This window comes from Diaphorobacter aerolatus (genome assembly GCF_014489535.1).
Taxonomy (GTDB): Bacteria; Pseudomonadota; Gammaproteobacteria; order Burkholderiales; family Burkholderiaceae_C; genus Diaphorobacter_A; species Diaphorobacter_A aerolatus.
Genome location: NZ_CP060783.1, coordinates 1,960,129 through 1,986,965, shown reverse-complemented (window position 1 = coordinate 1,986,965; position 26,837 = coordinate 1,960,129). Strand labels below are relative to the sequence as shown.

The 26,837-nt window shown below is 62.5% G+C and carries 22 protein-coding genes and 4 pseudogenes; 20 read left to right on the top strand and 6 right to left on the bottom strand.

Annotated elements, in window-relative coordinates; genetic code table 11:
• Nucleotides 1-5: 5 nt before the first annotated feature.
• Nucleotides 6-917: an alpha/beta fold hydrolase gene (locus H9K75_RS09115; RefSeq protein ID WP_187725527.1), complete on the top strand. Its 912-nt coding sequence runs from the start codon at nucleotides 6-8 to the stop codon at nucleotides 915-917.
• Here the strand turns inward: H9K75_RS09115 and phhA are convergent.
• Nucleotides 918-1,762, bottom strand: a pseudogene (gene phhA / locus H9K75_RS09110) (phenylalanine 4-monooxygenase).
• 32 nt (nucleotides 1,763-1,794) lie between these two features.
• A pseudogene (gene hppD / locus H9K75_RS09105) lies at nucleotides 1,795-2,914 on the bottom strand (4-hydroxyphenylpyruvate dioxygenase).
• A gap of 227 nt (nucleotides 2,915-3,141) precedes the next feature.
• Here hppD and H9K75_RS09100 point away from each other — a divergent pair.
• From H9K75_RS09100 to H9K75_RS09045, 12 genes are all read left to right on the top strand, one after another.
• Nucleotides 3,142-3,648: an Lrp/AsnC family transcriptional regulator gene (locus tag H9K75_RS09100; RefSeq protein WP_187725526.1), complete on the top strand. Its 507-nt coding sequence runs from the start codon at nucleotides 3,142-3,144 to the stop codon at nucleotides 3,646-3,648.
• A 260-nt stretch (nucleotides 3,649-3,908) separates the two neighbouring features.
• Nucleotides 3,909-4,541 (top strand): GNAT family N-acetyltransferase, encoded by a 633-nt coding sequence (locus H9K75_RS09095; RefSeq protein WP_404826416.1) that lies wholly within the window; start codon nucleotides 3,909-3,911, stop codon nucleotides 4,539-4,541.
• A 97-nt stretch (nucleotides 4,542-4,638) separates the two neighbouring features.
• Nucleotides 4,639-5,520, top strand: a complete 882-nt coding sequence (locus H9K75_RS09090) for an HlyC/CorC family transporter (protein WP_187725524.1) — start codon at nucleotides 4,639-4,641, stop codon at nucleotides 5,518-5,520.
• A gap of 18 nt (nucleotides 5,521-5,538) precedes the next feature.
• A complete protein-coding gene (lnt, locus tag H9K75_RS09085) occupies nucleotides 5,539-7,230 on the top strand; it encodes an apolipoprotein N-acyltransferase (RefSeq protein ID WP_226858621.1) in 1,692 nt (563 codons plus the stop codon).
• Between the two features lie 93 nt (nucleotides 7,231-7,323).
• The gene (gene fabA, locus H9K75_RS09080; protein ID WP_187725523.1) at nucleotides 7,324-7,848 is read left to right on the top strand and encodes a bifunctional 3-hydroxydecanoyl-ACP dehydratase/trans-2-decenoyl-ACP isomerase; all 525 of its coding nucleotides are present in this window, start codon (nucleotides 7,324-7,326) and stop codon (nucleotides 7,846-7,848) included.
• Complete coding sequence (fabB, locus tag H9K75_RS09075; RefSeq protein WP_187725522.1) at nucleotides 7,845-9,065, top strand: beta-ketoacyl-ACP synthase I; 1,221 nt, start codon at nucleotides 7,845-7,847, stop codon at nucleotides 9,063-9,065. The genes fabA and fabB overlap by 4 nt, the downstream gene beginning before the upstream one ends.
• Nucleotides 9,066-9,177: 112 nt before the next feature.
• Nucleotides 9,178-10,155 carry a glycine--tRNA ligase subunit alpha gene (gene glyQ, locus H9K75_RS09070; RefSeq protein WP_187725521.1) on the top strand — a complete coding sequence of 326 codons (978 nt, stop codon included), beginning with the start codon at nucleotides 9,178-9,180 and terminating at the stop codon, nucleotides 10,153-10,155.
• A 24-nt stretch (nucleotides 10,156-10,179) separates the two neighbouring features.
• Nucleotides 10,180-12,348, top strand: a complete 2,169-nt coding sequence (gene glyS, locus H9K75_RS09065) for a glycine--tRNA ligase subunit beta (protein ID WP_187725520.1) — start codon at nucleotides 10,180-10,182, stop codon at nucleotides 12,346-12,348.
• 80 nt (nucleotides 12,349-12,428) lie between these two features.
• Nucleotides 12,429-13,004, top strand: a complete 576-nt coding sequence (gmhB, locus tag H9K75_RS09060; RefSeq protein ID WP_187725519.1) for a D-glycero-beta-D-manno-heptose 1,7-bisphosphate 7-phosphatase — start codon at nucleotides 12,429-12,431, stop codon at nucleotides 13,002-13,004.
• A gap of 77 nt (nucleotides 13,005-13,081) precedes the next feature.
• Nucleotides 13,082-13,954: a lysophospholipid acyltransferase family protein gene (locus H9K75_RS09055; protein ID WP_187725518.1), complete on the top strand. Its 873-nt coding sequence runs from the start codon at nucleotides 13,082-13,084 to the stop codon at nucleotides 13,952-13,954.
• Complete coding sequence (locus H9K75_RS09050; protein WP_187725517.1) at nucleotides 13,857-14,873, top strand: M48 family metallopeptidase; 1,017 nt, start codon at nucleotides 13,857-13,859, stop codon at nucleotides 14,871-14,873. The genes H9K75_RS09055 and H9K75_RS09050 overlap by 98 nt, the downstream gene beginning before the upstream one ends.
• Nucleotides 14,874-14,921: 48 nt before the next feature.
• Complete coding sequence (locus H9K75_RS09045; protein WP_187725516.1) at nucleotides 14,922-15,389, top strand: rhodanese-like domain-containing protein; 468 nt, start codon at nucleotides 14,922-14,924, stop codon at nucleotides 15,387-15,389.
• A 111-nt stretch (nucleotides 15,390-15,500) separates the two neighbouring features.
• Here H9K75_RS09045 and lysM read toward each other — a convergent pair whose 3' ends face one another.
• Nucleotides 15,501-15,971 carry a peptidoglycan-binding protein LysM gene (gene lysM / locus H9K75_RS09040; protein ID WP_187725515.1) on the bottom strand — a complete coding sequence of 157 codons (471 nt, stop codon included), beginning with the start codon at nucleotides 15,969-15,971 and terminating at the stop codon, nucleotides 15,501-15,503.
• Between the two features lie 177 nt (nucleotides 15,972-16,148).
• Here lysM and H9K75_RS09035 point away from each other — a divergent pair.
• Nucleotides 16,149-16,921: pseudogene (locus tag H9K75_RS09035) on the top strand (type III pantothenate kinase).
• A gap of 19 nt (nucleotides 16,922-16,940) precedes the next feature.
• Here H9K75_RS09035 and H9K75_RS09030 read toward each other — a convergent pair.
• Both H9K75_RS09030 and H9K75_RS09025 read right to left on the bottom strand, forming a co-directional pair.
• On the bottom strand, nucleotides 16,941-17,624 hold the full coding sequence (locus H9K75_RS09030; RefSeq protein WP_187725514.1) for a TetR/AcrR family transcriptional regulator: 684 nt from the start codon (nucleotides 17,622-17,624) through the stop codon (nucleotides 16,941-16,943).
• Between the two features lie 143 nt (nucleotides 17,625-17,767).
• The gene (locus H9K75_RS09025; protein WP_187725513.1) at nucleotides 17,768-18,250 is read right to left on the bottom strand and encodes a phasin family protein; all 483 of its coding nucleotides are present in this window, start codon (nucleotides 18,248-18,250) and stop codon (nucleotides 17,768-17,770) included.
• A 151-nt stretch (nucleotides 18,251-18,401) separates the two neighbouring features.
• Between H9K75_RS09025 and rfbB the strand changes: the two genes are divergently transcribed.
• The 4 genes and pseudogenes from rfbB (at nucleotide 18,402) to rfbC (ending at nucleotide 21,838) form a co-directional block, all read left to right on the top strand.
• Complete coding sequence (gene rfbB, locus H9K75_RS09020; RefSeq protein WP_187725512.1) at nucleotides 18,402-19,478, top strand: dTDP-glucose 4,6-dehydratase; 1,077 nt, start codon at nucleotides 18,402-18,404, stop codon at nucleotides 19,476-19,478.
• The gene (rfbD, locus tag H9K75_RS09015) at nucleotides 19,475-20,365 is read left to right on the top strand and encodes a dTDP-4-dehydrorhamnose reductase (protein WP_187725511.1); all 891 of its coding nucleotides are present in this window, start codon (nucleotides 19,475-19,477) and stop codon (nucleotides 20,363-20,365) included. The genes rfbB and rfbD overlap by 4 nt, the downstream gene beginning before the upstream one ends.
• A gap of 22 nt (nucleotides 20,366-20,387) precedes the next feature.
• Nucleotides 20,388-21,287: a glucose-1-phosphate thymidylyltransferase RfbA gene (rfbA, locus tag H9K75_RS09010; protein ID WP_187725510.1), complete on the top strand. Its 900-nt coding sequence runs from the start codon at nucleotides 20,388-20,390 to the stop codon at nucleotides 21,285-21,287.
• A gap of 6 nt (nucleotides 21,288-21,293) precedes the next feature.
• Nucleotides 21,294-21,838, top strand: a pseudogene (rfbC, locus tag H9K75_RS09005) (dTDP-4-dehydrorhamnose 3,5-epimerase).
• Nucleotides 21,839-21,869: 31 nt separating this feature from the next.
• Here the strand turns inward: rfbC and H9K75_RS09000 are convergent.
• Nucleotides 21,870-23,732, bottom strand: a complete 1,863-nt coding sequence (locus H9K75_RS09000) for a beta-galactosidase (RefSeq protein WP_187725509.1) — start codon at nucleotides 23,730-23,732, stop codon at nucleotides 21,870-21,872.
• Between the two features lie 122 nt (nucleotides 23,733-23,854).
• Between H9K75_RS09000 and H9K75_RS08995 the strand changes: the two genes are divergently transcribed.
• Both H9K75_RS08995 and H9K75_RS08990 read left to right on the top strand, forming a co-directional pair.
• Complete coding sequence (locus H9K75_RS08995; RefSeq protein WP_404826415.1) at nucleotides 23,855-25,582, top strand: GspE/PulE family protein; 1,728 nt, start codon at nucleotides 23,855-23,857, stop codon at nucleotides 25,580-25,582.
• Entirely contained in the window at nucleotides 25,575-26,831 is a 1,257-nt protein-coding gene (locus H9K75_RS08990; RefSeq protein ID WP_187725508.1) for a type II secretion system F family protein, read from the top strand. Before H9K75_RS08995 ends, H9K75_RS08990 begins: the two co-directional genes overlap by 8 nt.
• Nucleotides 26,832-26,837 lie beyond the last annotated feature (6 nt).

Here is a 26,837-nt window from a genome sequence, read left to right as displayed (position 1 = left end):
GGTCCATGGTCGCATGGTGGCTGCGCGCTGTCGGTTTTTTCAATGTCTTGTGCCTGATGGCCTGGATCGCATGGGCATGGCCGCGCTCGCCGTGGCTCGCGGGATTCGGCGTGCTGCTGTTCATGCTGTTCGGACGGTTCTGGCTGGGATTGCAGTTTCTGGTGATGCAGGCATTCAAGTGGCACGGCGGACTGCCGCGTGCCGCGCGCGCTTCGGTGTTCAGGGCCTGGAACGCCGAAACCCGGGAATCGGCGAGACAGTTCGCGTGGCAGATTCCATGGCGCGAATGGGCCGTTCCGGATCACCTGCCCGAAGATTCCGGTGGGCGACGCGGCGTGGTGCTGGTCCATGGCTGGATGTGCAATCGCGCGGTCTGGACGCAGCTCATGGAGCAATTGCGCAAGGAAAACATTCCCTACGTGGCGGTGAGCTTGCCGATGCTGCTGCACACCATCGAGACGGCCCGGCCCGCGCTCGACTCTGCGGTCAGGCGACTGCATGCCGCCACCGGGCTCGCTCCGCTGCTCGTGGGTCACAGCATGGGCGGGCTGGTGCTGCGTGACTGGTTGCGCGCGCAGTCCACAGGCAGTGAGCTGGTGCCGTTGGCAGCGGTCACCATCGGCAGCCCGCACCAGGGGTCGCCGCTCGCGCTGTGCGTGACGGGGGCCAATGTGCGGCAGATGCGACCGGACAGCGCATGGCTCGCCCAACTGCGCAGGGACGAATCGCAACCCGGCAGCGCGTTTTCGCGCGTGCGCTGGCACTGCGTCTACTCCGACTGCGACAACGTGGTGTTTCCCGAATCGACCTCGCAACTGGCGAACACCGACCATCACCTGCTGGCTGGCTACGCCCATGTGCAGATGCTGGCGGCCCCGCCACTGTGGGCGCTGGTGCGTTCGCTCGTCGCGCGCTGATCAGGCCGTGCGCGCCGCAAGCGGCTTGCTGTCGGCACCGAATTCGGGCAGGGCGCGCAGCTGGTCGTAGAGATGGGTGAAATCGGGCGCCGTCAATTCGAACAGCTGCTCGAAGCTGTCGATCACGAAATACGTCTGCTGGTAGGTGTCGATCTTGTAGCGCGTGCGCATGGTGCGCGCGAGTTCCAGCGGCAGACGTTGCGGCTCGGGGCTTTGCACGCTGTGCTTGAGTTCGCCGCTGGAGCTCAGAATGCCCGCGCCATAGGCCCGCAGCCCCTCCGGCTCGCGGATCAGGCCGAATTCGATGGTGTACCAGTAGAGCCGCGCAAGCATCTCGCCCGCGCCGAGTTCCTCTGCCTTGAGACCGCCCTGGCCGTAGCGCTGGATGTAGTCGGCGATCACCGGATTGAACAACAGCGGCACATGGCCGAAGAGGTCGTGGAACACGTCGGGCTCGACGATGTATTCGAATTCCTCGGGCTTGCGAATCCAGTCCGTCACCGGAAACCGGCGATTGGCGAGCAGCGAGAAAAAGGCGCGTTCGGGAATCAGCCCCGGTACCGCGACGATCTCCCAGCGCGTGGCCTTGTGCAGTGATTCGTTGATGTCGTCAAAGCGCGGAATGCGCTCCTTGGCCCGAGCCTTGGCAACACGTCGATGAAGGCCTGGCTCGCCAGACCTGGAAGCAGGGCCGACTGGCGTTCGTAGAGGCGGTGATAGGTATCGTGATCCGCTTCCGTGTACGCATCGAAGTTCTGTGCGCAGGTGAAATCCTCCCGCGCGCGGCCGTAGTCGCCGCGCGGCGGGCGCGTGGACTGGCCGTAGGTGACCGGTGCCTGTCCCATGGCTTGCCTCCTGAGGCGTCGGTTGGATCGAATCAGAGCACGCCGCGGCGCATCTGGTCGAGCTCGATGCTTTCAAACAGCGCCTTGAAATTGCCGTTGCCGAAGCCGTCGTCGCCCTTGCGCTCGATGAACTCGAAGAAGATCGGGCCAAGCTGGTTCTCGCTGAAGATCTGCAGCAGGATGGCATCCTTTTTCCCGTCGATCAGAATCTTGCGCTTTTGCAGCTCAGCGACGCTTTCGCCATGCTCCGGGATGCGCTTGTCGATCAGCTCGTAGTAGGTATCGATGGTGTCGAGCAGCCGCACGCCGTTGGCACGCAACTGATCCACCGTGGCGTAGAGGTCGTACGAGCCCATGGCGATGTGCTGGATACCCTCGCCCTTGTACATGTCCAGGTATTCCTGAATCTGCCCCGGCTTTTCCTTGCCTTCCTCGTTGATCGGAATGCGGATCTTGCCGCAGGGGCTGGTCATGGCCTTGCTCTTGACGCCCGTGACCTGGCCCTCGATGTCGAAGTAGCGGATTTCGCGGAAGTTGAACAAACGCTCGTAGAAATCGGCCCATTCGACCATGCGGCCCCGGTGCACGTTGTGCGTGAGGTGGTCCACATAGGTGAGTCCCGCGCCCTTGGGGCAGAGCATTTCCTCGGTGCTGATGCCGGGCAGCGGCACGAAGTCCACGTCGAAGAAGCCGATGTTGCCGATGTCGCCCGGGCGCGCGCCGTTCTTGCCGCGCCAGCGGTCCACAAAATAGATCAGGCTGTCGCCCACGCCCTTGATCGCGGGAATGTTCAATTGTCCCGGCTCGGCGGTACCGGCATAGCCCCATGCGCCGAGATTGAGCGCGCGTTCGTAGGCGGCCTTGGCATCGTGCACGCGGAACGCGATGGCGCAGACGCTCGGCCCATGCAGGCGGGCAAAGCGCTGGGCGAAGCTGTCGGGCTCGGCGTTGATGATGAAGTTGATTTCGCCCTGACGGTACAGCAGCACGTTCTTGTGGCGGTGGCGGGCGACGGGCTTGAATCCCATGGATTCGAACGACTTCCCCATCGCGACGGGATCGGGGCGGCGTATTCGATGAATTCGAAACCGTCGGTGCCCATGGGATTTTCCCAGGCGGATTCTTCGGGTCGTGAGGTGATGGGGCGTTCATGATGTGTCTCCGTTGCTTGAACAAGCGGTGTTTGTGTCGCGCCGTCGCAGCGCTGCTCCGTCAAACATTGAATGTAATTGGCTATGCTGGCTTTTTTTCGCCTATTTCATCCGGGATAATCGCATGGAACGCACTATTTATGATGAATTGGCAAATGAAATGCAATATTCATGCGCTAGGGAAGTCTCGGATTAACCAGGGCGCCGAAGTGGCGGAAAATCGTTTCCATGAGCACTTCTTCCCCACTGGGTGATTCTTCGGCGGTGTCGCTGGACAAACTGGATCGCGCGATCCTGCGCAGCCTGCAGGCCAATGGGCGCGAAACCTATGACGTGATCGGCGAGCGCGTCGGCCTCTCGCCCAGCGCCGTGCTTCGCCGCGCCAAGCGGCTCGAAGACGCGGGCATCATCGAGCGCTATGTCGCGCTGGTCAAACCCGAGGCGGTCGGGCTCGGGCTGACCGCCTACATCAATGTGCGGCTTGAAAAGAACACCGAGATTCACAAGCGCAATCCCATGGACCTGTTTCGCGCCAGCGTGCAGTCCTGGCCCGAGGTGGTGGAGTGCTCGGCGCTGACCGGCGAGATGGACTATCTGCTGCGCGTCGTGGTGGCCGACATGGCGCACTACAGCCGCTTCATCATGGAGACGCTGCTCAAGCATCCGAGCGTGCAGGACTGCAAGACCAGTTTCGTGCTCGACCGTGTCAAGGCCACAACGGCGGTGCCGGTTTGATTTGCTTCTGAGTTCATAGCAATCAAACGGCCTGGTTTCTGGATTTTTCGCGCATCCGGCGACTCGAAACGGAAACATCCCCAGTTTTTATATTGCAATGCAGCAAAATCGATGCGAATTCCTAGGGAAAACCCTAGAATGGCTGCATCATGCTATTGACGAAAGACTGGCTTCTCACTTCCTGGGACATGGGCCGACGCATCTGGGGCGTTGGCTCCAAGGTGGATCAACCCGAGTCGACACAACGAGGTGTTTCAAAAATGGTTTCTGCTCCAGTGCCCATTCGTTCGCTGGCTGCCCAACACCGCGAGCGCATTGCTACGCATTTGCTGAGTCTGAGTCCAGAGGATCGCTATCTGCGCTTTGGCTACCCCGCCAGCGATGCGCAGGTGCGCCGCTACGTCGATCACATCGATTTCGACCGCGATGAGGTCATTGGCGTGTTCAACCGACGCCTTGAACTCATCGCCATGGCCCATGTGGCCTATGCGGAACATGAGGAATTCAAGAGCTGCGCCGAGTTCGGCGTCTCCGTGCTCTCCAAGGCCCGTGGTCGCGGCTATGGCGCGCAGTTGTTCGATCGCGCCATGATGCTGGCGCGCAGCCGCGACGTGAAGATGATGTTCATCCACGCGCTCTCCGAAAACACCGCGATGCTCAAGATCGCCCGCAACGCTGGCGCGACCGTGCACCGCGATGGATCGGAATCCGAGGCCTATCTGCAACTGCCGCCCGCGAGTTTCGACACGCGCATGAGCAAGATGGTGGCCGTGCAGTTTGGCGAACTCGACTACCAGTTCAAGAAGCAGGCTCAACAATTCTGGAACATGCTTGGCGGCCTGCAGGAAATCCGCCAGGGCGTGCGTGACGGCCGTCATCAATCGGCCGAGTGAATAGCGCGGCAATCGGCGGCGCGAAGTCCGACGCGGGTTCGGCCACAATCCGTTATTCTTGAGTCCCCTTCACCACCGCACGTCCTGCATCAAGACTGTGTCAGATCCGCATCCCGCGCGTCATTCCGACAAGGAAGACAAACGCACGCTCCTGCAACGCGTCATCGAATTCATCAACCCGGGGCCCAATTCCACCGAAGAACTGGTGGCCGCAATGGCCGAGGCCGAGCATGACGACGTCATCAATGCGGACACCCGGGTGCTTCTGGAACGCGTGCTGCGCATGGCGGAGTTGACCGCCAGCGACGTGATGGTGCCCGCCAAGCGCATGGATCTGCTGAACATCGACGAGCCGATCGACGACCTGATCCTGCAGGTGATCCGCACGGCGCATTCGCGGTTTCCGGTCTATCAGGGTGAGCGCGACAACATCATCGGCGTGCTGCTCGCCAAGGACCTGCTCAAGCTCTCGCGCTCGCCGAGCCTCAACATCCGCACCATGGTGCGCCCGGCGCTGTTCGTGCCGGAGAGCAAGAGCCTGAACGATCTTTCGACCGAATTCCGCAGCTCGCGCAGCCACATGGCGCTCGTGATCGACGAGTTTGGCCGCACAGCCGGACTGGTCACGTTCGAGGACGTGATCGAGGAAATCGTCGGCGAGATCGAGGACGAATTCGATCTTCCCGAGGAAGAGGGCGACATCTTCGGCCTCGCGGACCAGACCTATCGTGTCAGCGGCGACACGCCCGTCGAGCGCGTGGCCGAGGCGTTCGGCGTCACGCTCGAGAGTTCCGATCTCGATGAGTCGTTCGACACCATCGGCGGCCTGATCACCCACGAACTCGGCCGCGTGCCGCGCAAGGGCGAGCATTTCGACATCGGCGGGCTGCGCTTCATCGTGCTGCACGGCAAGGGCGGAGCGGTGCGCTGGTTCAAGGTCTCGCCCGCTCCCGAGGGCGCGGCCGGGGAAAACTCCTGAATGGCAAGCTGACCGACGATGCAGCAAACGCACATGGTGCACGATGATCCCGCCGCCCCGCGCGCTACGGGCGTTCGCGGCCCCTGGTGGCTTTGGCCGCTGGTGGCGCTCGCCGGAGTGGCGCAGGCGCTTTCTCTGGCCTGGCCCTGGGGCGGGCAGCCGCTGTGGTGGCTGCAACTGGCGTCGCTGGCGGTTTTTGTCCACGCGATCCTGAGGGTCGCGACGCCGCGCCGCGCGGGTTTCATGGCCTGGGTTTTCGCTACCGCCTGGCTGTGCGGCACCTTCTGGTGGCTGTATATCTCCATGCATACCTACGGCGGGCTTGCCGCGCCGCTGGCGGTGTTGGCCGTGGTGGGGCTGGCCGCGTTTCTCGGCAGCTACTACGCGATTGCCGTGTGGTGGTTCCGAAAGCGCCTGCCGCATAGCCGACTCCGGGCTGCGGTATTGTTTGCTGCCCTGTGGCTGCTGGCGGAGCTGGCGCGCGGCCAATGGTGGACCGGTTTTCCGTGGGGTGCCATCGGATACGCGCACGTCGACGGGCCGCTTGCGGCGCTCGCACGTTACGTCGGCGTGTACGGCATCTGTTTTGCTGCGGCCTTTCTTGCGGCATCGGCCGCGATGTGGCGCACCGAGGATTCGCACAACCAGAAATGGTGGATTGCGGTCGCGGGCGTGCTCATGGTGCTGGGCGGCGTGGCCTCGCAGCGGCAGACCGGATTGAAGACGCTCGAAGCCAGTCACCTCTCCGCGCCGATGTCGCTCGCGCTGATGCAGGGCCAGATACCGCAGGACGAGAAATTCCAGCCCGGCAGCGGCATCCCGCTGGCGCTTGAGTGGTACGCGGGTCGCCTGAACGAGGCTCGGGCGCAACTGGTGGTCGCGCCGGAAACCGCGATTCCGCTGCTGCCCCAGCAATTGCCGCCCGGCTACTTGGAAGCCATATCCGCGCGCTATTCCCAGCCCGGTGGCGAGCAGGCGTTGCTGGTCGGCATTCCGCTTGGCAATTTCACCGAGGGCTACACGAATTCGGTCTATGGTTTTGCGCCCGGCATGCAGCAGCCCTACCAATATGACAAGCACCATCTGGTGCCGTTCGGTGAATTCATTCCGCCGTTCTTCCGCTGGTTCACCGAGATGATGAACATCCCGCTGGGCGATTTCAATCGCGGCCATATCGGCCAGCCATCGTTCGTCTGGAAGGGCGAGCGCATTGCGCCCAACATCTGTTATGAGGATTTGTTCGGCGAGGAACTCGGCGCGCGGTTTGTCGATGCGACCCAGGCGCCGACCTTCATGGTGAACCTGAGCAACATCGGCTGGTTTGGCAATTCCGTTGCGATTGACCAGCATCTTGCGATCAGCCGCATGCGCTCGTTGGAGTTCGAGCGTCCGATGGTGCGCGCTACGAATACCGGAGCAACCGCGGTGATCGATCACCGTGGGCAGGTCACGGATCGCCTGGAAAACACCCAACGCGGCGTGCTGCTGACGCAGGTGCGCGGAGTGAGCGGCGCGGTCACGCCGTTTGCATGGTGGGTTGGGCGTCTCGGGCTGTGGCCGTTCTGGGGCTGGGGCTGCTCGGGCGGTGCTGCTCGCGTTGCGCGGGCGCCGGGCCGGCGCGCAGGAGCATTGGCGATAATGGGCCAGCGCTTCGAGGTTTTGTATCAATTTCTTGGCCGTTTGTTGCAATCGGGCGACTGCAAGCCTTGATAATGATGCCCTTTTTGCAAGAATGTTCATGTCTGGATTGAATTCCAGCGATCCCACGATGACGGCGCATGACCGTCTGGAGAATGACTGACAATGGCTGATTCCTTTTCCTACGAGCAACTGATCGCCTCCGGTGAGGGCCGGTTGTTCACCCCGGACAGCGGGCGCCTGCCCCTGCCACCCATGCTGATGTTTGATCGCATCACGCACATCGACAGTGATGGCGGTGCGCATGGGCTGGGAAAGATCGTGGCCGAACTCGACATCAAGCCCGATCTGTGGTTCTTCGACTGCCATTTCCGCGGCGACCCGGTGATGCCCGGTTGCCTTGGCCTTGATGCCATGTGGCAGCTCATCGGCTTCTACCTGACGTGGCTGCAATTGCCGGGGCGTGGTCGCGCGCTCGGCGCGGGCGAGGTCAAGTTCACGGGCGAGGTCGGACCCGACGTGAAACTGGTTACTTACGAAATTGACATCAAGCGTGTCATCAAACGCAAGCTCAATATGGCCATCGGCGATGCGCGTCTGCTCGCCGACGGCAAGGAAATCTATGCGGCCAATGACCTGCGCGTGGGCCTTTTCATGCGCGAAGGCAATGGCCAAGGGGCAGCAGCATGAAAAAGCGGGTGGTGATCACGGGCGCGGGTATCGTCTCGTGCATCGGCAACGATCTTGAAACGGTGGAGGCTTCGCTGCGCGAGGGTCGCTCGGGTATCAAGGCCATGCCGGAGTTCACCGAGATGGGTCTTCGCAGCCAGGTCGCAGGCATTCCGCAAATCAACCTGGAAGAGCGCATCGATCGTCGGCAACTGCGGTTCATGGGTGGCGCCGCCGCCTATGCGTTCGTGGCGCTGTCCGACGCGATTGCACAGGCGGGCCTGCAACCCGAGCAAATCTCCAACCTGCGCACCGGCCTGATCATGGGCTCGGGCGGCGGCTCGCCGGCCAACCAGATCGAGGCGGCCGATACGCTGCGCACCAAGGGCATTCGCCGCGTGGGACCGTACCAGGTCACGCGCTGCATGGGCTCGACGGTGTCGGCCAATCTGGCGACCTACTTCAAGATCAAGGGCATCAACTACTCGATCACCTCCGCCTGTAGCACTTCGGCGCATTGCATTGGCGCGGCGGCCCAGCAGATCGCCTGGGGCATGCAGGACGTGATGTTCGCCGGAGGTGGCGAGGAACTGTCCTGGGGGCTTGCGTTGCTGTTTGACGGCATGGGCGCGATGTCCTCCAAGCGCAATGACGATCCCGAGAAGGCTTCGCGTCCCTACGATGCCGACCGTGACGGTTTCGTGATCGCGGGCGGCGGCGGCGCGCTGGTACTCGAAAGCCTTGAGCATGCCCAGGCACGTGGCGCGAACATCCTCGCGGAAATCGTCGGCTTCGGCATCTCCTCGGATGGCGAGGACATGGTCGCGCCTTCCGGCGTCGGCGCCGTGGCGTGCATGGAACAGGCCATCGGTGACCTGGATGGCCCCATCGACTACATCAACACGCACGGCACCTCCACGCCCGTCGGCGATGTGCCGGAATTGCATGCGATGCGCAAGGTGTTCGGCGACAAAGTGCCGCCGTTTTCGTCCACCAAGTCCCTCACCGGGCATTCGCAGGGCGCAACCGGCGTGCAGGAAGCAATCTACTGCCTGATCATGCTGAACAAGGGCTTTATTGCGGGTTCCGCGAACGTGGAGAATCCCGATCCGGCCGTCGGCGATCTGCCCCTCGTGACCGAGTCGCGCGATGCGCAATTGCGCCACGTGCTCTCCAACAGCTTCGGCTTTGGCGGCACCAATGCGTCGCTGGTTCTGCGCAGTTGGGACGGCAAGTAACCAACCGCGTCGGTACCGAGTATCCGGGGGCTTCGGCCCCCGTTTTGTTTGCGCCAACTAAAATCGCCGGTTCACGCGAGAAAACGCGTTCACCGAATTAGCCAGAACCGACATGCTGACCTTCCAACAAATCATTCTGAAATTGCAGTCGTACTGGGCCGATCAGGGCTGTGCGCTCTTGCAGCCCTACGATATGGAAGTGGGTGCCGGTACTTCGCACACCGCCACGTTCCTGCGCGCCATCGGCCCCGAGCCGTGGAAGGCCGCTTACGTGCAGCCCAGCCGCCGTCCCAAGGATGGTCGTTATGGCGAGAATCCGAATCGCGGCCAGCACTACTACCAGTACCAGGTGGTTCTGAAACCCGCGCCGGACAACATTCTGGAGCTGTATCTCGGTTCGCTCGAGGCACTCGGCTTCGACCTGAAGAAGAACGACATCCGCTTTGTCGAGGACGACTGGGAGAATCCAACGCTCGGCGCATGGGGCCTTGGTTGGGAAGTCTGGCTCAACGGCATGGAAGTGACGCAGTTCACCTATTTCCAGCAAGTGGGCGGCATCGACTGCAAGCCCGCGACCGGCGAGATCACCTATGGGCTCGAACGCCTCGCGATGTATCTGCAGGGCGTGGAAAACATGTACGACCTCGTCTGGACCGACGACGGCAATGGCCGCAGGCTGAGCTACGGCGACGTGTTCCATCAGAACGAGGTGGAACAGTCGGCATACAACTTCGAGCATTCGGATGCGGAGTTTCTGTTCACCGCCTTCGGCGCGCATGAAAAACAGGCGCAGCACCTGATGGAGGCGCAGCTCGCGCTGCCGGCCTACGAGCAGGTGCTCAAGGCCGCTCACACCTTCAATCTGCTCGACGCGCGCGGCGCGATCTCGGTGACCGAACGCGCGGCCTACATCGGCCGCATCCGCAATCTGGCGCGCGCCGTGGCCAAGGCCTATCTCGACAGCCGCGCGCGGCTGGGCTTCCCAATGGCTCCGAGGGCTTGGGCCGACGAAGTGCTCGCCGATCTGGCCAAGGCCGAGCAGCAGCAACAAAGCAGCGGCGGCAGCAGCCATAACAAGAAGGGCGCATAAGGCGCCGCAGCAGGGAAATCCATCATGACAACACCGAATCTTCTTGTTGAACTGTTTGTCGAAGAGCTGCCTCCCAAGGTGCTCCAGAAACTGGGTGATGCGTTCGCGGTCGTGCTGTTCGAGCAGCTCAAGGCCCAGGGGCTGACCTCGCCCGGCTCGCGCATCACGGCCTATGCTTCACCGCGCCGCCTGGCCGCGCACATCACCGAAGTGCTGCCGCAAGCCGCCGACAAGGCGGTGTCGCAAAAGCTCATGCCCGTGAGCGTGGGGCTCGACGCCGAAGGCAAGGCATCGCCCGCACTGGTGAAGAAGCTCAACGCTCTCGGTGCCGAAGAATCCGCCGTGGCGACGCTTGAGCGCGTCAACGACGGCAAGGCCGACATCCTCTACTACCACAGCACCGCCAAGGGCGCGCAACTCACCGAAGGCGTGCAGAACGCGCTCGATGAAGCCATCGCCAGGCTGCCGATTCCCAAGGTCATGCGCTACCAGTTGCAGGACGGCTGGAGCAGTGTGAACTTCGTGCGCCCGGCGCACGGTCTCGTCGTGCTGCATGGCACCGAGGTTCTGCTGTCAGTGAGTGCGCTGGGCCTCAAGGCCGGCAACATCACGCACGGCCATCGGTTCGAAGCGAGCGTCGATCCCATCGGCATCACGAGCGCCGATACCTATGCCGCGCAACTGCGCGAGCAGGGCGCCGTGATCGCCAGTTTCCCCGAGCGCCGCGATGAAATCGCACGGCAACTGAAGGCCGCTGCCGAACGCGTGGGCGGTGGCGTTCGCGCCATCGAAGACGAGGCACTGCTCGACGAAGTGACCGCACTGGTCGAACGCCCGAACGTGCTGGTCTGCGAGTTCGAGAAGGAATTTCTCGACGTGCCGCAGGAATGCCTGATTCTCACGATGAAGGCCAACCAGAAGTACTTCCCGCTGCTGTCGGCCGAAGGCAGGTTGACCCACCAATTCCTGGTCGTCAGCAATATCAGCCCATCGGATGCCAGCGCGGTCACGGGCGGCAACGAGCGCGTGGTGCGTCCGCGCCTGGCGGATGCGAAATTCTTCTTCGACCAGGACCGCAAGAAGACGCTGCTCTCGCGCGTCGATGCGCTCTCGAAGGTCGTGTATCACAACAAGCTCGGCACCCAGGGCGAACGCATGCAGCGGGTGCGCGCCATTGCCAAGGCGATTGCGCACGATCTGTTCGACGCCATCGCCAAGGCGCATCCCGAGCAACTGGGCAGCGTCGAAGGCGAAATCGCCGAAGAATATCTGCTGGAGAGCGTCGACACCGCCGCGATGCTGGCCAAGACCGATCTGGTCACCGACATGGTCGGCGAGTTCCCCGAGCTGCAGGGCATCATGGGCGGCTACTACGCTGCCAATGACGGACTGTCGGTGCAGGTGGCGCACGCCATCGAAGACCACTACAAGCCGCGTTTCGCGGGCGACGAACTGCCGCGCGAGAACGTGGGCGTGGTGGTGGCACTGGCCGACAAGCTCGAGACGCTGGTGGGCATGTTCGGCATCGGCAATCTGCCGACCGGTGACCGCGATCCGTTTGCGCTGCGCCGTCACGCGCTCGGCGTGATCCGCATGCTGATCGACAAGGAATTGCCGCTTGATCTGACGCGCATTCTGGACGCCGCGGCGAAGGCCTTCGGTGCGTTGCTGCCCGATGCCCAAAAGAGCAATGCGCAGTTGCTGGAATTCATCCACGAGCGCCTGGCGGGCTATCTCCGCGAGCAGGGCTACAGCGCTCAGGAGGCCGATGCGGTGATCGCCGCCAACGTGCCATGGGGCGAGATTCCCAAGGCGCTGCAAGCGGTGCGCGCGTTTGCCGAATTGCCCGAGGCACCGGCGCTGGCTGCCGCGAACAAGCGCATCGGCAATATCCTCAAGAAGGCCGGTCAGGTCGATCCGCATGTGAATCCCGCGATGCTTCGGGAACCAGCCGAGCAGGCGCTCTACGCCGCGATGCAGCAGACCGTCCCCGAGGCCGATGCCCGATTTGCCGAAGGCGACTACACCGGCAGCCTGCAAACGCTGGCCGCATTGCGCGCACCGGTCGACACCTTCTTCGACGACGTGATGGTCAACGCCGACGAGGAGGCGCTGCGCCTGAATCGTCAGGGCCTGCTGCAATCGCTGCATGTGGCGATGAACCGCGTGGCCGACCTGTCGCGTCTCGCATAGAGTCCCCTGACCGATGAGCGCCCGAGGATCCATGGACAATGCAGTGCGGGCTTCCGCCAGATTGCTTTCATAATCGAGTCATGAAAATCGCCATCTTCGACCGCGACGGCACACTCAATGTCCTGGGCAACGAGTACATCTCCACGCCCGATGAATGGATTCCGATTCCCGGTGCGCTCGAGGCGGTTGCGCAACTGTCGCGCGCCGGCTGGCACGTGGTGATCGCCACCAACCAGCCGGGGCTCGGGCGTGGGGTGTTTGACGTGCATGCGCTCAATGCCATTCACGCGCGCCTGCTCAAGCAGGTGTCGGCGGTAGGCGGAAAGATCGACGCGGTGTTCTTCTGCCCGCACAGCGAGGCCGAGCACTGTAGTTGCCGCAAGCCTGCGCCGGGATTGATGGAGCAGATTCGTGACCGTTACGGCGTCGAACGCGGCGAGATGCTGGCCGTGGGCAGCAGCCTGCTGCATCTGCAGGCCGCTGCGGCCATCGGCCTGCCGCAATTGCATTTGATCTGCACCGGCGCGGCGACCGAGATAAATCCCGCAGACGATCTGCCCGAACCGTGGCCCAAGGGCACGCATGTGCATGCCGATCTGGGCGCATTTGTAGACTTCATCGCGGCGGCGCAGGCCGCCAAGGTGCCCCTGCATTGAGTGGGCGACGCCGGTTCCATGCGCTTGCGACGATGCGTTCTGGCGGCGGCACCCCTTTAGGAAACTGATTCAAAAATATGGCTTTCATCCGTTCCGTTCTTCATCTGCTGTGGATGAGTGTCACCGTCATTCCCTACACGCTGGCCGTCCTGATCGCGCGCTTTTCGGGAGCGAAGCAACAGACCGTCTACGCGATTGCGCGTGCCTGGCTGGCGCTCTCGGTCAACAGCGCGCGTCCGCTGCTCGGTATCTCGAATCGCGTCACGGGCATGGAAAATCTGCCCGTCGATCCGAAGCAGGGCGTGGTGTTGCTGTGCAAGCATCAGTCCACCTACGAGACCTTTCTGATGCCGGCGATCATGCCGCGCCAACTCGCCTATGTGTTCAAGAAGGAACTGCTGAAGATTCCGTTCTTTGGCTGGTCGATCGGCAGCCTCGACATGGTTCACATCGACCGCAGCCAGGGCAGCCGCGCATTCGCCAAGCTGCTGCAGCAGGGCCGCAAGCTGCTGGCTCAGGGCACCTGGGTGATCATGTTCCCCGAAGGCACGCGCATTGCGCGCGGTGAGGTGGGGCAATACAAGAGCGGCGGCGCACGCCTTGCATTGAGCGCGGGCGTTCCCGTGGTGCCGATTGCCGTGACCTCGGCGCGGGTGTGGCCAAGGAAGCCGTTCACCAAGCGGCCCGGCGTCGTCGATGTCTCCATTGGTCCGCAGATTTCATCCGAGGGCCTGACGCAGGACGAACTCATGCAGAAGGCCCAGGACTGGATCGAAGCGGAGATGCGGCGCCTCGACCCGAGGCCTATCCTCCCGGAAAGTAACAAAAAAAGTGGGGCAGGGCTTGATTCAGATGGCGCTCGAATTGTTTGGCATCTCGGGCGACGCCAAACCGGCGACCGTCCGGCAGGAGACGCCCAGCCCTGTCGTCGCGCCACGCAGGAGCAGTGATGGACGCAGTAGGCGCCTGAAGCCCGCCTCGGACGAGTCGCAGGATCTGTGGGCCGAGTTTGCGCCGGCCCTCCGGGAAACAGAGCCGGCACCGGCGACCTCCGGCGATCACCGCGAACCTGCGCCCGCCGAGCCGCTAGACCGCGTGCTCCAACCGGCGTCGTTCAGCCATCCCCGCGCCAATCGCGAGGTGCTTCTGGGGCACGCGCGCGTGGCCTATGCACTGCAACGGGTGCGACGTCGCAGCATCGGTTTTGTCGTGGATGCGGACGGCCTGTCCGTGCGCGCGCCGTCGTGGGTGACGCTGTCGGCCATTGACGAGGCGCTCAAGGAAAAATCCGGCTGGATTCTGCGCAAGCTCGGCGATGCGCAACTGCGCCAGCAAAAGCGCGAGGATGCGCGCATTGAATGGAAGAACGGCGCGGTGTTCCCGTTTCTCGGCGAGCCGCTCAGAATCGTTCTCGATGCGGAGCACCGTTTTGCGGGGCGCGGCGGCGCATTGCTCGATTCCGCGCTGCCCGGTGAGCCGCGCGAACTGCACATCGCCTTGCCGCATGCGGCCGACGCCTCCAAGGTGCGCGACGCGGTGCAGGCGTGGCTGCTCAGGCAGGCGCGTGCCCATTTCGTCGCGCGGCTCGATCACTTTGCGCCGCAGCTCGGCGTGCGCTGGACGCGGCTTCGGCTGTCGAGCGCGCAGACCCGCTGGGGCAGTGCGCGTTCGGATGGCTCGATTTGCCTGAATTGGCGGTTGCTGCATTTCCGGCCCTCGGTGATCGACTACGTGGTGGTGCACGAGCTTTCACACCTGCGGGTGATGGATCATTCGCCGCGTTTCTGGGACACGGTGGGCTCGGTGATGCCCGAGTACAAGGCGCTGCGCCGCAGCCTCAAGGAACAGGCAACGCCCTCGTGGGAGTGATGTCTTGCGGCGCGCGGCCCTGTGTGGGCATCTGCCAGAATCGAGCGCATGACTACCACGCCGCAATCCTCATCCTCATCTTCTACGTCATCCGCCCCCGGATCATTGGATCAACCCCGGCCCGCTGACGGCTATGCGGGCGACGTGAGTCCGCAACTGGCCTGGCGCTGGGTCCAGGACGGGCAGGCGGTTTTGATCGATGTGCGCACCGACGCCGAACGTGAATGGGTCGGCACCGTGCCCGGTGCAGTCGCCGTGGCCTGGAAGCAGTGGCCCGGCATGGCAATGAACGCGGCGTTCGATGAACAGTTGCGCGCTGCCGTGCCCGAGGGCGGCAAGAAGGTGGTGCTGCTGTGCCGCAGCGGCGTGCGCTCGGTGGCGGCCGCCAAACGTGCGACGGAACTCGGAATCGAGGCCTACAACATACTTGAAGGTTTCGAGGGCGACGTGGATGCCAGCGGGCAACGCAATCGCCTGGGCGGCTGGCGTTTTCGCGGTTTGCCGTGGAGGCAGTGAACGCCAGCTAAAAACAAAGAAAAAGCCAGACAGCCGAAGCGGTTTGGCTTTTTGTCGAATGGCCGATCACGCGCGATTGCGTCGCGCGGTCATCGGCACATCGCTGGCGAATTACTGTGCAGGAATGCGCAGCTTCTGGCCCGGGTAGATCTTGTTCGGATCAGACAGCATGGGCTTGTTCGCTTCGAAAATGACGTTGTACTTGTTGGCGTCGCCGTAGTACTTCTTGGAGATGGCGGACAGCGTGTCGCCGCGCACCACATCGTGGTACTGGGCTTCGGGTTCCGGATTGGTCACGCTCATCTGGTTGTCCACGGACTGCACGCTGGCTACGTTGCCGCAGCACAGGGTGACCTTTTCCTTGGCGGACTGCGTGGGCGCAACGCCCGTCACGGTCACGGCACCGGATGCGCCGTCGAACTTCACGTTCACGTCGGAGACACCGAGGTTCTGCGCGCCAATGTAAGTGGCAATCGCGGATGCGGCCTTGGCGTTCAGATCTTCGGATGGAGCGGCTGCTTGTGCGGACGAGCCGCCGAAGAGCTTTTCACCGGCTTCTTTGATGAAACTAAACAATCCCATGCTTTGATCTCCTAAGGTTGCGGAATTTAGCGACTTGCCACTGTAAGGGGTTCCCATGACGATGCATGTAAGAGATTTACCCTTCCGTTTGCGCGGCGCGCTTGGCAAGAGGCACATTCTGCACCTCAGTTTTGACTATCAAGTGTTAACTCTCGAAAACTCACGATAATCGCTCGCATGACATTCCTGGCCATCGACGTGGGCAACACCCGTCTCAAATGGGCGTTGTTCGATGCCCCCAGCCCGGCGCGCAACTGCTGGCGCACGGCGCGGAATTTCTGGACCACATTGATCGCCTCGCCGAAGGGCCCTGGGCGAGGCTCCCCGCTCCCGAACACATGCTGGGCTGCGTGGTTGCGGGCGATGCGGTCAAGCGGCGCGTGGCCGAGCAGATGGAAATCTGGGACGTGGCCCCGCAATGGGTCGTGCCGTCGCAGCACGAGGCTGGGCTCTCGAACGGCTATGACCATCCTTCGCGTCTGGGCGCAGACCGCTGGGTCGCGATGATCGGCGCGCGCCATCGCTTGCTCGCGCAGGGCCCGGCGCGGCCGCTGGTGCTGGTGATGGTCGGCACGGCGGTGACCGTCGAGGCCATCGACACCGACGGCAGGTTTCTCGGCGGCCTGATTCTTCCGGGGCACGGCATCATGCTGCGCGCGCTCGAAACCGGCACCGCCGGACTGCATGTGCCAACGGGCGAGGTGCGCCCGTTCCCGTCGAACACCAGCGATGCGCTCACGAGCGGCGGCACCTATGCGATTGCCGGCGCGGTCGAGCGCATGTACCAGCACCTGAGGGAGCATTGCGACATGGAACCCGCATGCCTGATGACCGGCGGCGCGGGCTGGAAGATGGCCCCGAGCATGACGCGACCGTTCGAGCTCGTCGAACCGCTGATATTCGACGGGCTGCTCGAAATTGCCGCACGCCGGGTGTCGGTCGCACCGTGACGATCTGACGCACGGACTTTCAGGCCACGGCGGCTTCGTCTCTGGCTAGCTCGGCGTAGGTGTCGATCAGGCGCTGCAAATGCGCCCGCTGATCGGGCGCGGCGTAGGGCGCGAGCAGGCTCAGCACATGCGCTGCGCTGCGCATGGCGGCGGTCTGCGCATTTTCGTCTTCGAGCGCGTGCCGTGGATCGAGCACGTATTCATAACTCAGCCAGAAGACCAGCAACAGCACCATGCTGCGGGAGACGGTTGCCCAGCCCAGCGGCGGCGCGATCACGGAATGGTGCTGCTGCATGGTGACGAGCAACTGGTGCAGGCTTCGGGTGAGATCGTCGAGCGTCTGGCGCATGCTCGCTTCGAGACGCAGATTGCGAGACAACAGCTCGTTGAGGTTGCGGTAGATAAAACGGTATTGCCAGTTCGCCTCAAGCACCGAATGCACGAAGAACCAGGCGTCCTCGACATTCGTGACGCCGTCGGCCGCACGCAGAACGGGATGCAGCGCCGCTTCGTACTGACCGAACAGCGCATTGATCAGATCGTCCTTGGCGGGAAAGTGATAGTGCAGATTGCCCGGGCTGATGCGCAGTTCTGCCGAGATCGCATTGGTGGAAACATTGGGCTCACCAAAGCGGTTGAACAGCGCGAGGCTGCTCTCGAGAATGCGCTCGGCGGTGCGGCGCGGTGCCTTCCTGGTCGCCATGCCCGTCTCCTTGCCGTCTTGTCTTTTTTCACTGCAATGGCTTGTTGAGTGATGACTCTAACTCGCCAATGCGGCTATGGACACTGGGTAATCGATGAGACCGGGCGGAGTCGGCGCGGGGTAGGATTTTCGTTTCGAGGAATTCAGCGGCCGCCGTTGTCGCCGGGATGGGTCGTCGGGCCTTGTCCTTTGGACTCGCGTGCGCGGCTTTGCTTGAGTTCCTCGGTCAGGGATTCAACCTGTGCCTTGAGGGCCTGCAGTTCCTCGGCGCTGGGAATTCCCAGCCGCTCGAGCGCCTTGGCCACGCGCTGCTCGAAAAGCGACTCGAGCTTGTCGAGCGGTTCGCTCGCGCGCGAGCCCATCCTGCTCGTCAGGTCTTCGAATCGCGCGCCGGCGGCCTGCAACTGTTCCTGCGCCAGCGCCTGTGCCTGCTTTTGCAGCGCCATTCCATCCTGCACCAGCCCGTTGAAGACCTTGCCGCCTTCCTTCTGCGCCTTGGAAAATGCGCCGAGACCGGCCTGCCAGATCTGTTCCGCCGACTCCCTGGCGAGGTGCGGGAGCTGTTGCAGTTGTTCCGGAATCGCTCCCGGGCCCTTGTATCCGCCGGATGGCTTTTGATCGCTCATGGTGATCCTTTACGGTCGATATTGAACAGACCCTAATGACTTTGATCGGTTCAAAGCCTTGAAGTCTATGACTTTTCGTTACCGGAAGGGTGCCGTGTGAGTGATGGGATAATTAAGGGTTTTGTCAATTTTCCCTTTCGGACACACAACCATGATTCTGGTCACTGGCGGCGCAGGCTTCATTGGCGCCAACTTCGTGCTGGACTGGCTGGCCACTCACAACGAGCCAGTGGTCAACGTCGACAAGCTCACCTATGCCGGCAATCTGCAGAATCTGCGGACGCTTCAGGGGGATGCGCGCCACCAATTTGTCCAGGGCGACATCGGCGACAGCGCGCTGATCGAGCGCCTGCTCAAGGAGCATCAGCCGCGCGCCATCGTGAATTTCGCGGCTGAGTCGCATGTGGATCGCTCGATCCATGGACCCGAAGACTTCATCGAGACCAACGTCGTCGGCACCTTTCGTCTGCTGGAGGCCGCGCGCCACTACTGGGCCGGGCTTGCGGATGCGGACAGGCAGGCATTTCGCTTTCTGCACGTGTCCACCGACGAAGTCTACGGTTCGCTCAAGCCAACCGATCCGGCGTTCACCGAAGAACACAACTACGAGCCCAACAGCCCGTATTCGGCGAGCAAGGCGGCCAGCGACCATCTGGTGCGCGCCTGGCATCACACCTATGGACTGCCGGTGCTCACCACCAACTGCAGCAACAACTACGGCCCCTACCATTTTCCCGAAAAGCTGATTCCGCTGATGATCGTGAATGCGCTGGCTGGCAAGCCATTGCCGGTCTATGGTGACGGCATGCAGATCCGCGATTGGCTGTACGTGCGAGACCATTGCAGCGCGATCCGGCGCGTACTCGAAGGCGGCAAGCTCGGCGAGACCTACAACGTCGGCGGCTGGAACGAGAAACCGAACATCGAGATCGTGAACCTGGTCTGCGGTCTGCTTGACGAATTGCGTCCGCGTGCCGACGGCAAGAGCTACCGCGAGCAGATCACCTATGTGACCGACCGTCCGGGCCATGACCGCCGCTATGCGATCGACGCGCGCAAGCTCGAGCGCGAACTCGGCTGGAAGCCCGCCGAGACCTTCGAGACCGGTATCCGCAAGACCGTGGAGTGGTATCTGGACAACGCCGATTGGGTGGCTGGCGTGCAGACCGGCTCCTACCGCGACTGGATATCGCAGCAATACAGCCAAGAGAACAAGGCCAGCGCATGAAGATTCTTCTGCTGGGCAAGGGCGGTCAGGTCGGCTGGGAGTTGCAGCGCAGCCTGAGCGTCTTGGGGCAGGTCACTGCACTGGACTTCGACAGTACCGACCATTGCGGTGATTTTTCAAACCCCGAGGGCGTCGCTGCTGCCGTGCGTACGCTCTCGCCTGATGTGATCGTCAATGCCGCAGCGCATACCGCGGTCGACAAGGCCGAGAGCGAGCCCGAACTGGCGCGCAAGCTCAACGCCACGACGCCGGGTTTGATAGCCGAAGAGGCGGCGCGCCTGGGCGCCTGGCTGGTCCACTACAGCACGGACTATGTGTTTGACGGCTCGGGCGAACGCCCATGGGTCGAAACCGATGTGGCCGGTCCGCTGTCCGTATATGGCAGCACCAAGCGCGAAGGCGAGGAGCTTATCCGTGCCAGCGGTGCCCGGCACCTGATCCTGCGCACCAGTTGGGTCTATGCGGCGCGCGGTGGCAACTTCGCAAAAACCATGCTGCGCCTTGCTCAGGAGCGTGAACGCCTGACCGTCATCGACGACCAGTTCGGCGCACCCACGGGAGCCGATCTGCTGGCCGATGTGACGGCGCATGCCATTCGCCATTTGCAGCGCAGGCCCGAGGAGGCAGGCCTGTACCACTGTGTCGCGGGCGGCGTCACCACCTGGTTCGACTACGCGAAATTCGTGATCGAGCGCGCGCAGAAAATTCAGCCCGCTCTGCAGATCAAGGCGACGGAGATCGCGCCGGTTCCGACGTCGGCCTTCCCGACGCCGGCCCAACGGCCCCACAACTCGCGCCTCGACACAAGCCGGTTGCAGTCCACCTTTGGCCTCACGCTGCCGCATTGGCAACAGGGCGTCGAGCGCATGCTCACGGAAATCCTGTGACCACCATCCGACAAGAATCATCATGAACACGAACAGCACCATTCAGCGCAAGGGCATCATTCTCGCGGGTGGATCCGGCACGCGCCTGCATCCAGCGACATTGGCGATCAGCAAGCAACTGCTGCCGGTCTACGACAAGCCCATGATCTATTACCCGCTGAGCACGCTGTTGCTCGCGGGCATTCGCGACATCCTGATCATCAGCACGCCGCAGGACACGCCGCGCTTCGAGCAACTGCTGGGCGACGGCAGCCAATGGGGCATTCGCCTGAGCTACGAAGTGCAACCCAGTCCCGACGGTCTGGCGCAGGCCTTCGTGATCGGCGAGAAATTTCTGGATGGCAGCCCGAGCGCGCTGGTGCTCGGCGACAACATCTTCTATGGACACGACTTCCATGAGCTGCTGGGCAGCGCGCGCAATCGCACGTCGGGCGCGAGCGTGTTCGCCTACCACGTGCACGATCCCGAGCGCTATGGCGTGGCCGAGTTCGACGGGGCAGGCAAGGTGTTGTCGCTCGAAGAAAAGCCGGCCGAGCCGAAGTCCAACTATGCGGTCACGGGACTGTACTTCTACGATGAGCAGGTCGTGGAGATGGCCAAGGGCCTGAAGCCCTCCGCTCGCGGCGAACTTGAAATCACCGATCTGAATCGCCTGTACCTCGACAAGGGCGAGTTGAACGTCGAAATCATGGGCCGTGGCTATGCGTGGCTCGACACCGGCACGCACGAAAGCCTGCTCGAAGCCGGGCAGTTCATTTCCACGCTCGAGCACCGTCAGGGTCTGAAGATCGCGTGTCCGGAAGAGATCGCATGGCGTCACCAATGGATCGACGCGGCGCAACTGGAACGTCTCGCCAAGCCGCTGACCAAAAGTGGTTATGGTCAGTATCTGATGCGCGTTCTGCGCGACAAGGTGTATTGAACGAGCATGAAAGCAACCCGCCTGACCATTCCCGACGTCGTGCTGATCGAACCCAAGGTGTTCGGAGATGCGCGCGGCTTTTTCTTCGAGAGTTTCAACCAGAGGGCGTTCAACGAAGCCACCGGGACCAACCACCCCTTCGTGCAGGACAACCACAGTCGCAGCAGCAAGGGCGTGCTGCGGGGCTGCACTACCAGATTCAGCAGCCACAGGGCAAGCTGGTGCGCGTGGTGCGCGGTTCCGTCTTCGACGTGGCCGTGGATCTTCGCCGGAACTCACCCACGCTGGGCCAATGGGTCGGCACGGAACTGAGCGAGGAAAACCAGCACCAGCTATGGGTGCCGCCGGGATTCGCGCACGGCTTTGTGGTGCTCAGCGAGACGGCGGATTTTCTCTACAAGACCACCGACTATTACGCACCCGAACACGAGCGCTGCATTGTCTGGAACGACCCCGACATCGGCGTCGACTGGCACTTTGAAGGCACGCCCAGCCTGTCGGCCAAGGACCAGTCGGGAGTCGCGTTCAAGAACGCCGAATTGTTCGCCTGAGCCTGCCTGAGACGTGAGAGGCCGCCATGGCCTATTTGCGCACGAACCATTGCAGGGTGTCGTGAAACGCGTCGTTGCCATCGACCGGATTGTCCGTCGCGATATCGAACAGGCGCTTGTCATCGGCCGCGCGCAGACGCGCCGGTACCACCGAGATGAAAAACGGGCTCACGAACCTTGCGCCGGCCTGGTAGTGCCTGACCAGCGCCGCACGCGCGGCTTCGGGGTTGCGTCCCTGCAGGGGATTGAACTCGGGCACCCCATAGGCGCGTACCAAACGTTCGTTCAGATATTCGAAAACGTAGGGACTCGCGCCGTACTGGTTGATGCCTGTGCGCCAGGGTGTGGTGTTTGAAATCGACTGGTCCGATGCGAACAGCACGGGATTCCAGGCACCATTGGTCTCGGGGATGATTTGGTGTGAATACAGCAAGTCGGCCGGCAGACCTTCGGCGCGTGCGATGCGGTAGAAATGGTCGAGCAACTGGTTCACCTGATGCGCGCGAAACCGGTTCCATTCGCGCGCCATCGGGTTGTAGTAAACATCCTGCAGCGGCTTGGGCCGATCGAGCCAAAGCTGCACGGACGCGAGTTCGCCCGCTTCTGGCAAACCCTTCAGGCGTTGCGGCTGCGGGATGGCGCTGGTGGATGACTGATCCGGCGGCACGACCACGAACTCACGCTCGCCGAGCAGAAACCGCTTGCCCTTCGAGCTTGCGACCATCTGCGCAACGTGCTTGCCGGGTGCCATGGCGCTGAAATCGATCAGGCCGCGAAAGCCGGTGTTGGGAGTGGTTACCTCGGGCTTGGCGCGATAGACGTCCATGCGTCCGAGACCCACGGCGACGGCGGCGTGAAACTTGCCGTCCACATGCAGAGTGATCTGGTCGATCTTCTTCTCGGGATCCCAGAGCCAGCCAGACATCGGCAGCGTGCCCGCAGCGTAGGCGTCGTAATGCTGGGCAAAGGTCTTGAGGGGCTGTGTGCGGATGTCGAGCGACGGCGCTTCGATATCGGCCATAGCTGCATACCGGAAGCCGAGCTTGCGATTCAGGCGTTCCACCGTGCCGTATTTGTCCTTGAGCCAGGCGCGGAATTCCTGCTGCGATTCGGGGCGGTAGTCGGTCACCTTGATGTGGTCGAATTCGCCCACACCGTTCTCGAAGTCGGGATACATGTGGTGAATTTCCCCGGCCAGCGTGACGGCAGCGATCCGCGAGCGCGTCGGCGCATCGAGCGCGCGTAGCTGCTGGGTCATGTAGCGCAGCGCCTGGAAGCGGTAGCGATTGACCGGAATGTTTTCGTCGGTGCGCAACGTGAATGGAATGATTCCGTGCCCGATGTAGCGGGTGACGGGCACCGGGCCGCTCGCATAGGCCAGCAGGTTCTGCGGATCACGGGCCAGTTCCTGGGAGAGGGCGGAACTGCTGTCGTAGTGATCCCCCATCAGGTAGACGACAACGGGGCGGTCGATGACCGAGATGACGTTGAGGTATTTTTTCGCCCTGGCAGGGCTGATCCGCCAGTCGTTGCCTTGCTTCTCATACAGTTCCAGCAAGGGAACCAGCAAGGTGTAGCCCAATTGGACCTTGCCGGCCGGGCCGTTGGGCTCCAGTTCGTCCAGCGCCGCCTTGGCCGCGAGATCGCGGGTCTGGTGGTTCTTTTCGCACCATTCCTCGATCTGTTCGAGCGTCGTGAGCTCCGTCCTCTGGTTGCCCTCGTTGCACAGCAGGATGCCCGAAACCATCGGCGTGATCAGCAACGGTGCGCGCGGCATCAGTCCGTCGGCGGCGATCTGGGCGTGGGCATTGCCCGCCAGTATCGCCAGTGCGACAACGGCGCTTGCTCCTATATTTCCACTAATTCTTCCGATATGTGACAGTGCTGATCGCATGTATTTCTTATCTGTGCTTGTCGCCAGCCATTGAAAGGCGTGATCGGTATGATGGAGGGTTGGATTGCCACGACCGTGCGGCATGAACCATGCATTCCCGCGCAGGTGAGAACTCTTATTTGATGATGACACAACTAGCAGAGCCCCTTGAACCCGTCCTCGTAGATCCGCCAGCGGCCGGACGCTTGCGTCTGGGCGAGATGCTGTTGCAGGCAGGTAAGATCAATCACCGCGATCTGGAGCGTGCCCTCAATGCGCAACAGGAAATGGGTGGCATGCTGGGCAAGGTGCTGGTGCAACTCGGCGTGGTCTCCGAACTGGACATCAGCCAGGCACTCTCCAGGCAGCTGAACGTGCCCTTCGTGACCGCCGAGGAGTTCCCCACGCTCATGCCCGAGGTCGAGGGGCTGCTGCCGGATTTTCTGGTCAGCCACAACGTCTATCCGCTGCGCGTCGAGGATGACCGTCTCGATGTGGCCATGGCCGTGCCGCAGGACGATTTCGTGCTCAGGGCGTTGCGCATGGTTTCGGGGCTCGAGGTGCGGCCATTCGTCGCCAACGTGTCCGACATCGAGCGCGCGCTCGCGCAACCGGCGCAGGAAGTCGATGGCGAAGGCATGGAAGGCCTCGATGGCGACTCGGGCGATTTCGTCGAGCACCTGAAAGACCTCGCGAGCGAGGCGCCGGTCATTCGATTGGTCAATGCGATTGTTGGTCGCGTGATCGACATGCGCGCATCGGACATCCACCTTGAGCCGTTCGACGATGGCATGCATGTGCGTTACCGCGTCGATGGCGTGATTCATTCCTCGGAAATCGTTCCGCCCAAGCACAGCGCGGCCGTGGGCTCGCGCGTCAAGCTGCTCGCGCACCTCGATATCGCCGAGCGTCGCCTGCCGCAGGACGGGCGCATCAAGACCCGCGTGAAGGGGCGCGAGCTAGATTTGCGTGTCTCCACGGTTCCGACCGTGCATGGCGAAAGCATCGTGATGCGCGTGCTGGACCGTGCAAGCGTGCGCTTCAGCCTGGTGGACATGGGCTTTGCCACCGATACGCTTGAAAAGTTCAACGGCCTGCTCGCCAAGCCGCACGGCATTTTGTTGGTCACCGGGCCGACCGGTTCGGGCAAGACGACCACGCTGTACGCGGCGCTCGCCAAGCTCGATTCCGAGACGCAGAAGATCATCACGGTCGAGGATCCGGTCGAATACCAGCTTGAGGGAATCAACCAGATCCAGGTGCACTCGCAGATCAATCTGACCTTCGCGAACGCGCTGCGCTCGATTCTGCGACAAGACCCGGACATCATCATGATCGGCGAAATGCGCGATGGCGAAACGGCGCAGATCGCCGTGCAGTCTGCGCTGACCGGTCACCTGGTGTTGTCCACGCTGCACACGAACACGGCGGCCGGCGCCATCATCCGCTTGAAGGACATGGGCGTCGAAGGCTATCTGATTACGTCGTCAGTGAACGGCATTCTGGCCCAGCGCCTCGTGCGTACGCTGTGCAACGAATGCAAGGCGCCACATATCCCGTCGGAGACCGAATGGAAGACCTCGGGCCTGTCGCGCTTTTGCGAACTGGGCACGCCGGTCTACAAACCCGTCGGCTGCAAACAATGCCGCCAGACGGGCTTTCGTGGCCGTACCGGTATTCACGAATTGCTGTCACTCGACGAAAAGATTCGCACGGCGATTCTTCAGGGCAAGGACGCCGTGGAAATCAACACCATCGCAGCGCGCGACGGCATGCTCAGCCTGCACGAGGACGGCCTGCGCAAGGTGTTGGCGGGTGCGACGAGCCTGGATGAGCTGGCCCGCGTGACGCAGGATCAGAACGATGCCTGATTTCGACTGGAGCGCGGCCGCCGCGAACGGCAAGGTTACCAAGGGCAGTCTCAACGCCACGAGCGCCGCGCAGGTGCTCAAGCGTCTGCGTGATCAGGGGTTGACGCCGCTTGACGTGCGCGAGGCCGGCGCTTCGGGTGCATCCGCAGCGGGCAAGGCCGGTGCCGTCGGCACTGCGCTCAATCCCGCAAAGAAAAAAGGCAACCCCAAGGCCAAGGTCAATGCGGCCGATGTGCTCTCGCTGACCTCCGAACTGGCCATCATGCTCAAGGCCGGACTGGCGCTGGACAACGCGTTGCGTGTGCTGATCGACATGAGTTACAAGCCCACGGTGACCGCGCTGCTCATCGACATTCTGGACAAGGTCAAGAGCGGCACACCGCTATCCAAGGCGCTTGCCAATCATCCGCAGCTTTTCAGCGATTTCTACGTGAACATGATCCGCTCGGGCGAGATCAGCGGCCAGATGGCGTCGGTGATGGCACGTCTGGTCGAGCACATGGAGCGCATCCGCTCGCTGCGCGAGAGCGTGATTTCAGCCGCGATTTATCCGGCGATCCTGCTGGGCGTGGCGGTGCTGTCGCTGATCGCGATGCTGGGTTTCGTCGTGCCGCAGTTTGAAAAGCTGTTCAACGACATGGGCGACGCGCTGCCCGTGCCGACGCGCGTGGTGATGAACATCGGCAAGGTCTTCCAGCACTACGGTCTGGTGATCGTGATCGTGGCGGCGCTGGTGATCTGGCTGCTGCTCAAATGGCTCAGGACGCCGGGCGGACGCCAGTGGTGGCAGTCGGTGATCCTGCGCATGCCGCTGGTCGGCACGCTGTCCAAGAAATACGAGATGACGCTGTTTTCGCGCTCGCTCGGCACGCTGCTCGGCAATGGCGTTCCGCTGCTGACGGCGTTGCATATTTCCACCCAGACCGTGACCAACCTCCTGCTGCGCAAACCTCTGGAGACCATGGCTCCCAAGGTCAAGGAGGGTAGCAAGGTGGCAGATGCGGCCATCGGAACAGCCATCTTCGAGCCGCTCGCCATCAATCTGTTGCGCGTTGGAGAGGAAACGGGCCGCATTGGCCCGATGACGCTCGAACTGGCGAATATTTTGAACCGTGAGGTGGAGGTGGGTATCAAACGGACCTTGACCTTGGTGGAGCCGGTGCTGATCCTCGTGCTCGGTATCCTGATAGCGGCGATCATCGTGTCGATCCTCATGGGCATTCTGTCCGTCAACGATCTCGCTGCCTGATTTAAC